This window comes from Exiguobacterium sp. s138, from assembly GCF_018618775.1.
In the GTDB taxonomy this organism is placed as follows: domain Bacteria; phylum Bacillota; class Bacilli; order Exiguobacteriales; family Exiguobacteriaceae; genus Exiguobacterium_A; species Exiguobacterium_A artemiae.
Map to the genome: position 1 here is coordinate 252256 of NZ_JACSMW010000001.1, position 6160 is coordinate 258415.

Below are 6160 nucleotides of genomic sequence, written 5' to 3' on the forward strand. Positions count from 1 at the left end.
AGAATGCAAGGGAAAGAGGCGGTAAGGTATGAAGTTGACAGAGATACAGGATCCGTCATTTTTAAAGCGTATGTCAGTCTCGGAATTAGAACTGTTCGCAGGTGACATCCGACGCTTTTTGATTGAAGAATTAGCAACGACAGGTGGACATTTAGCACCGAATCTAGGTGTCGTCGAACTGACATTGGCGCTTCACCGCGAATTTGACAGTCCGAACGATAAATTCGTCTGGGATGTCGGACACCAAGCATACGTGCATAAAATTTTGACAGGACGGGCAGGTCAGTTTGATACGCTGCGTCAACACAAAGGGTTATGCGGATTCCCGAAACGTAACGAGAGCGTTCATGACGTCTGGGAAACAGGCCACAGTTCGACCTCACTTTCGGCAGCGATGGGGATTGCTGTGTCGAATGAACTAAAAGGTAATGATGACCGGGCGATCGCCATTATCGGGGACGGTGCGTTGACAGGCGGAATGGCACTCGAAGCATTGAACCATATCGGAGCGGAACAACAAAACGTCATCGTCATCTTAAACGACAACGAGATGTCGATCGCACCGAATGTCGGGGCGATGCATCAGATGTTAGGAAGAATCCGTTCTTCGCGCAAAGTCCGTTACGCGCAAGATGAGCTCGAAACATTGATTAAAAAAATCCCATTAATCGGCGGAAAGCTTGAAAAAGGCGGCGAGAAGCTGAAAGAAGCGGTCAAAGGAGCACTCGTTCCCGGTATGTTCTTTGAAGAACTCGGTTTTAATTATTACGGACCGGTCGATGGTCATGATTTAACGGACTTAATCGAACAGCTGAACTATGTGAAGAAAGAAGAAGGGCCTGTCCTGCTTCATGTCATCACGAAAAAAGGAAAAGGCTACCGTCCGGCTGAATACGACGGCATCGGCACATGGCACGGTCTAGGACCGTACAAGATCGAGTCAGGCGAAGTCATCAAAGGGAAATCAAAAGCACCAAGTTATTCGTTCACAGTGGCAGACACGTTGACGAAGATGGCCCGTGAGGATGATAAGTTAACTCTGATTACACCGGCGATGAGTGTCGGATCGAAACTCGACTGCTTTGAAAAAGAATTCCCGGAACGGATGTTTGATGTCGGGATTGCGGAGCAACATGCCGTAACATTTGCTGCCGGTCAGGCAACACAAGGCATGAAGCCGGTCGTCTCGATTTATTCGACCTTCTTCCAGCGTGCATACGACCAACTCGTTCATGATGTCGCACGCCAGAACCTCGATGTGACGTTCACAATCGACCGTTCGGGTCTCGTCGGTGCGGACGGCGAAACACACCAAGGTGTCTTTGATATCGCCTTCATGCGTCACGTACCGAATATCCGGATTGTCATGGCGAAAGATGAGAATGAACTGCAACACCTTCTCTATTCGGCTGTTAAATACGAAGGACCGATTGCTGTCCGTTTCCCACGCGGAGAAGGCATCGGTGTTCCGATGGATGAGACACTCCATGAAATTTCGCTTGATACATGGGACGTCGAACGCGAAGGAACGGATGTCGCCATCATGGCATTCGGTCCCCAAGTACAGGACGCCTTGAAAATTGCGGAACTTCTAGAAGGGGATGTATCGGTACGGGTCATCAATGCCCGGACGATCAAACCACTGGATGAAAAAATGTTGAATGCATTATACGCGGAAGGTATTCCACTCGTAACGCTTGAAGAAGCGGTGCTCAAGGGCGGATTCGGTTCAGCTGTTCTCGAACATGCCAATGAACAGGAAGCTTTCCCGCGCGTCAAACGATTTGGTATCCCGGATTGGTATATCGAGCATGGCGGTGTCAACGAATTGTTAGAAGAGATCGGATTATTACCTGGACAAATTGCGGAAGAAGTCCGCTCATTTGTCAATCAAGGAAAGAAACAGAGTGTGTAACGATTAATGGAAACTGTAAAAAAAATCCGCCTCGACGTTCTGCTCGTCGAGCGCGGTTTATGTGAAACACGTGAAAAAGCAAAACGGACCATTATGGCAGGTCTTGTATTCAGTGGCACGGAACGGCTGGAGAAAGCCGGTGAAAAAGTAAAATCAGACATCGATTTGACGGTCAAAGGTCAAGTCATGCCATACGTCGGTCGCGGTGGATACAAGATGGAAAAAGCATTAGCGGTATTCGATATCGATGTATCCGGACGGACTGGTCTTGATATCGGTTCTTCGACAGGTGGGTTTACGGATTGTGCCTTACAAAACGGGGCTGCCCATATGTATGCGCTGGATGTCGGCTCCAATCAACTGGACTGGAAATTACGGTCGGACGATCGTGTGACGGCAATGGAAAAAACCAACTTCCGTCATGCGACGCCAGATATGTTTCCTGTTCAGCCGAGCTTTGCGACCATCGATGTCTCGTTCATCTCACTGAGATTGATTTTGCCGCCATTAAAGGCGATTTTAGCTGAGGGCGGGGATGTCATTGCGCTTGTCAAACCACAGTTTGAAGCAGGGCGTGATGATGTCGGTAAAAAGGGAATCGTTCGAGATGAGCGGATTCACGATCGGGTACTCAAAGAGATGGTAGATTTCTTTGTCCGGGAAGGATTTTACGTTCAACAATTGGATTTTTCACCGATTACCGGCGGTGAGGGAAATATCGAGTTTCTCCTGCACGCCAAGCTTGAGACACCGGGGATGGAAGAATCGGTTGATCCGCTTGAAACCGTTCGTCTGGCCCATGCCGCGTTGTAAGTCTAATCGATTTCCAAACAGGCTCCGTCAAAGATGATGGAGTCTGTTTTTGATTTGTCAGGAATGAATAGGGCAAGCATGGACTTTTATCGAATTATTGGATTACAATAGTATCAGTGAAGAAAAACTGTGAGGTGCAAGGATGACAAAGGGGCAACGGTTAATCAAGATTCGGGAAATCATTACGCAGTCAGAAATCGAAACACAAGATGAGTTAGTCGAGGAACTTCGAAATGCAGGCTATAAAGTAACCCAGGCGACCGTCTCTCGAGATATTAAAGAACTTCATCTCGTGAAGGTGCCGCTCAATGATGGCCGATACAAATACAGCTTGCCTGCCGATCAGCGGTTCAATCCACTCGGAAAGTTACGCCGATTGCTCGGAGATAGCTTCATCTCGATTGATTCCGCACAAAACTTGATTGTCATGCATGTCTTACCCGGAAACGCAAATGCATTAGGTGTCTTGCTCGATCATTTAAACTGGCCGGAGTTACTCGGGACAGTCTGTGGTGACGATACGATCCTGATGATTACACGAAATGAAGAAGCAGCAACGGAAGTGACCGAACGTATTTTAGGAATGTTGTAAGGAGTTGACATGATGTTAGCTGAACTATCGATAAAACAATTTGCAATCATTGACCAGCTACAGATTGATTTCAAAAAAGGCATGACGGTCTTGACCGGAGAAACGGGAGCCGGTAAATCGATTGTGCTGGATGCGATTGGATTACTGATCGGTGGTCGCGGTTCTGCTGAATTTGTCCGGTACGGTGAGGACAAGGCGGAATTAGAAGGTCTCTTCATGATTGAAGACGGTCATATGGCCTATACGTTAGCAGAAGAGTACGGGATCGACATGGAAGACGGCATGATCATTTTACGCCGTGATTTGTTTGCTTCCGGAAAAAGTGTTTGTCGCGTCAATCATAAATTAGTCACCTTGACGATTTTACGGGAATTCGGCCGGGCTCTTGTCGATCTCCATGGTCAGCATGAACATCAACATCTGATGGAAAGTACGTATCATCAAACGATTTTGGATGACTTTGGACATGCGACGATTGCTCCGATTCTCGAACGGTATCAGGAACGTTTTCAGCAGTATGAAGAAAAACGGGATGCCTTGCAGGCACTGGCGCAAAGTGAACAGGAGTTAGCCCAACGTATTGACTTGTTGTCTTTTCAAACGGAAGAAATCGACAGTGCGAAACTCCGAACAGGTGAGGAAGAAGATTTATTGAGCGAACGAAACCGGTTGGCAAACTTTGAAAAGCTTCATGCTTCTCTCAGCGCCGCTTACGATGCGTTACATGACGAACGGCGCGGGATTGATTCCGTCGGAGACGCCATGCGTGAACTGCAACAGGCTTCAAGTATCGATGATGAATTTTCGGGTCAAAGCGATACATTGGCCAATGCATTTTATGCGCTTGAGGAAGTCGGCTATGCGGTCCGGGATCAACTTGAAACTTTGGAGTTTGATTCGAACCGGCTCGACGAAATCGAGCTTCGTTTATCTGTATTCCAACAACTCAAACGGAAATACGGAGCAACGATAGAAGAAGTCATCGCTTACGGTAAAAAAATCGGTGTGGAACTGGATACGATGACGAATCGCGATGAGCGGATTGAAAAACTGAAAACAGAAGTGGAACAGTTGGAGACGGAACTGTTCGACATCGGCGGAGAACTGTCTCAGGCCCGGAGAAAAGCAGCGCATCATTTAGGTGAAGCGATTCACCTTGAACTCCGTCAGTTGTATATGGAAAAAGCCCGCTTTGAAATCCGCTTCCTCCAAGATGGAAAGGCGCCGACTTTACGTAAAAACGGAATCGACTTCGTCGAGTTCTACATTATGACGAACGCCGGAGAACCGTTTAAATCACTCGGGAAAGTCGCTTCCGGCGGCGAATTGTCTCGGATCATGCTCGGACTGAAATCGATTTTCTCACGTTCGGTCGGTGTGGCTTCCATCATCTTTGATGAAGTGGATACAGGGGTATCCGGACGTGTCGCACAAGCGATGGCAGAAAAGATTTATCGTCTGTCAATCGACAGTCAAGTCTTGTGTATCACCCACTTGCCGCAAGTTGCATCGATTGCGGATCAACACTTGTATATCCGTAAAATCGAAGAAACGGACCGGACGACGACACAGGTCAACGTACTGACGGACTCCGAGCGCGGAAATGAACTGGGACGGATGATTTCCGGCACACATATGACGGATTTGACGTTGCGTCATGCGGAAGAACTGATGGAACAGGCAATGAACATGAAGGAATCGCTTAAAAATGGGGTGTAACAATTGATTAGAGTCGGGATTGCGGATGATAACCGAGAAATGGTCGAATTGATTCGGCAACATCTATCTGCCCAAGAAGACATGGAAGTAGTATGCGTTGCCTATAACGGAGAAAGTTGTCTCGAAAAATTAGGACATGTCGAGACCGATGTGCTGTTATTGGATATCATCATGCCCCATCTCGATGGACTGGGTGTCTTGGAGGCCTTGATGAACCAAAAGAGCAGTCCGGCTGTCATCATGTTAAGTGCGTTCGGGAAGGATGAAGTATCGCAACAGGCTGTTTCACTGGGCGCTGCCTACTTTTTATTGAAACCGTTCAGTTTAGATCAACTCGTCAACAAAATTCGTCTGGTCGTGAACGGCGTACAGCCAAGCCAAGCAGAACCGGTCGAAACGAAAGTTGGCACCACGCTCCGGGAAATCGGAATTGCGCCGCACATCAAAGGATTCACGTACTTGAAAGAGGCGGTCTTGTTGGTGCTGGAACGGGAAGATTTATTGGGGCTGATTACAAAAGAGCTATACCCGACGATTGCTAGAAAACATCAAACGACTGCTTCGCGTGTCGAGCGGGCGATGCGCCATGCGATTAAGTCGGCCTGGAAAGAAGGCATGAATGAACATACATTGTTTAACGGACGAATTGAACAGGAGAAAAGTCCGAAAAATTCCGAGTTCATCTCTTATGTATCGAACCATATGAACGGATCTTAATAGAGCGGTAATCAGGTTTTGACGGATGAAGAAAATCCGGAGAAGCCTGGTTTTTTTTAATACAAATAAAAAACTGAATATTCATTAAATAAATGTTGCACAAACTGAAATGTTTGTTATAATAAAGGTACCAAATGATTTGGAAAGACGTCAGATGAACGTCGAGTCGAATTGGTTCCCGGAAAACCGTTCAACGAATTTCATCTCAGGTCGCCACCTGTAAACGGCTCAAGAATGATGGACGACATTCTCTTGGTAGAATTCTTACCAAGGCATTTCATATCTTTTTCGGATGATTTATCTCAAACAGATATGAGACTTCATGATTTCGAAGCAAGGAAAAAGTGAAGGGTAACGTAAATTAAACGTCCAAAGTAAGACCAAGCAAGACCAAGTAAGACCAA

At 47.0% G+C, this 6160-nt stretch carries 5 protein-coding genes; all 5 read left to right on the forward strand.

What is annotated here, in order from left to right; translation table 11 throughout:
• The first annotated feature begins 28 nt into the window (after window positions 1-28).
• Window positions 29-1915: a 1-deoxy-D-xylulose-5-phosphate synthase gene (gene dxs, locus KNP91_RS01325; protein ID WP_012369812.1), complete on the forward strand. Its 1887-nt coding sequence runs from the start codon at window positions 29-31 to the stop codon at window positions 1913-1915.
• A gap of 6 nt (window positions 1916-1921) precedes the next feature.
• A complete protein-coding gene (locus tag KNP91_RS01330; RefSeq protein ID WP_012369813.1) occupies window positions 1922-2728 on the forward strand; it encodes a TlyA family RNA methyltransferase in 807 nt (268 codons plus the stop codon).
• 142 nt (window positions 2729-2870) lie between these two features.
• Entirely contained in the window at window positions 2871-3320 is a 450-nt protein-coding gene (gene ahrC, locus KNP91_RS01335; protein WP_012369814.1) for a transcriptional regulator AhrC/ArgR, read from the forward strand.
• Window positions 3321-3332: 12 nt separating this feature from the next.
• Window positions 3333-5039, forward strand: a complete 1707-nt coding sequence (gene recN, locus KNP91_RS01340; RefSeq protein WP_041261515.1) for a DNA repair protein RecN — start codon at window positions 3333-3335, stop codon at window positions 5037-5039.
• 3 nt (window positions 5040-5042) lie between these two features.
• Window positions 5043-5756, forward strand: coding sequence for a sporulation transcription factor Spo0A (gene spo0A, locus KNP91_RS01345; RefSeq protein WP_081432739.1), 714 nt, complete (start codon window positions 5043-5045; stop codon window positions 5754-5756).
• The last annotated feature ends 404 nt before the right edge of the window (window positions 5757-6160 follow it).